The 1,859-nt window shown below is 37.5% G+C and carries 1 protein-coding gene; it reads right to left on the reverse strand.

The window, feature by feature from the left end:
- Positions 1-75: 75 nt before the first annotated feature.
- Entirely contained in the window at positions 76-1,323 is a 1,248-nt protein-coding gene (gene ltrA / locus P8V03_RS18900; RefSeq protein WP_318799359.1) for a group II intron reverse transcriptase/maturase, read from the reverse strand.
- Positions 1,324-1,859 lie beyond the last annotated feature (536 nt).

A 1,859-nucleotide genomic window follows, 5' to 3' on the forward strand; every position in this document is an offset into this window, starting at 1 on the left:
TCGAGTAGACCGGGGACTCTCACCCCTAGCCTCTCACAGAACCGTACGTGACACTCTCATGTCATACGGCTCCTATTATCCAGTCGTTGGCAGTATCCCTACTTTCCAATGAGCAAAAAGAAACCTATACTTTACTGACATCATTCTTAAGCATTTTCTAGCGTTTTGCGGTTTATGCTTATACTTTTTATATTTTCTTCTTATCCAAAAACATAAATGTTTATTTATAGTATCTAGGACTTTCGCAAGTTCCTTTCTACCATATTTACCATAGTAGTTTAGCCATCCTCTTATTACGGGATTGTATTTTTCAGCTATATCTTTAAGTCCTTTATTAGTCATCCAAAGTAATCGCCATTCCTTAACTTCTTTGCGAATATGGTTTTTAGCTTTACTGCTAATGGCGGGTAGAAAGCTAGTAAATTCAATATTATCTTTTCCTTTAGCCTTTCTAGGTCTAAAAGTATAACTTAGAAACGTAAACTCTATATTCTCATGATTTTCTTTTCTATTACTATCCTTACAATACACTATTTTCGTTTTATCAGGGTGGATTTCAAGATTACACTCTTTGAACCTCTTATCTAAACAATCCTTTATGTATTGGGCTTGTCTCATCGTTTTACAATGCACAAGACCATCATCTGCATATCTACACCAAGGATTATCAGGAAAATTTATTTTCATCCACTTATCAAATACATAGTGCATAAAAAGATTAGCAAGTACTGGACTTATTACACCACCCTGAGGAACCCCTGTTTCTCTTGCAACAGCCTCACCATTTGATTTCTCAAAAGGTACCTTTAGCCATCTTTCAATGTAAAGTAGTTCCCATTTGCAATTTGTGTGCTTTCTCACAGCCTTCATTAGCAAATCATGATTTATGTTATCGAACAAGCCTTTAATATCAAACTCTAGTACCCAATTATACTGCCAGCATCTTTTCCTAGTTACTTCTATGGCATCATGTGCTGATTTACCAGGCCTATACCCGTAGGAATCAGGTAGAAAGTATTTTTCAACTTTATTTTCAAATTTCAGTTTAACTACCATTTGTGCGATTCTATCAGCAACAGTTGGTATACCTAATGTCCTTGTTCCTCCATTTTTCTTAGGAATATCTACAGCTTTTACTGATGGAGGAAAGTAGGTTCCTGATGACATTCGATTCCATATCTTATACAAGTTCTTTTGCAAGTCACTATCAAATTGTTCAAGTGTAACATCATCTACGCCGGCTGCGCCTTTATTAGCCTTAATTTCCCTATATGCCTCATAAACTAGTCTTTTAGAAATCTCAAACGACTTTGTTTTATTCATTCGATTCCTCCCACAAAATGGTTGACCAAAATATAAAACAGGATAATACAGCTTCTTTGCTCCGCTCCCATTACAGAAGTTTCTTCACTACTATAAGCTGTTCCGCCCCTATATTTTGCATTGGTACTTTCATCCTCGCAAGGTCTTTGCTTGTGACTTTTCCCTTGACATCAAAATCGTAGGTTCTCCAGTTCCATATAAAAGCCTATGTTGCGTTCATGCCACCTTTACCCCGGCTATCGCCTAGTCAGTAAACAGGTTTCTTCTAGACTTATCCCAAGATAGCCATACCGACCTTGGTTTTGATAGCAGCTGAGCGTTTCGAAGCGTCTTCGATGGTTCACTTTCGTTCATCTCCGCAACATATATCTGACAAAATCTTTTGTTTTGCCTTTTCCTTAACGCTCAATACCGTTGTTTTTGGCAACAGCACCTTAAGGTGATTTGAAGTCTCTACCTGTATAGCGACTCCGAGGGGCCCACCCTCATCTTTTATATAGCATGAAACAAATCAATTTGTTTCTTCTGGACACACG

This window comes from Clostridium tanneri (assembly GCF_033659955.1).
Taxonomy (GTDB): domain Bacteria; phylum Bacillota; class Clostridia; order Clostridiales; family Clostridiaceae; genus Clostridium_AM; species Clostridium_AM tanneri.

Bases quoted from the DNA above. Each gene is read 5' to 3' on its own strand.
- ltrA (WP_318799359.1), bottom strand. From the start codon at position 1,323: ATGAATAAAACAAAGTCGTTTGAGATTTCTAAAAGACTAGTTTATGAG.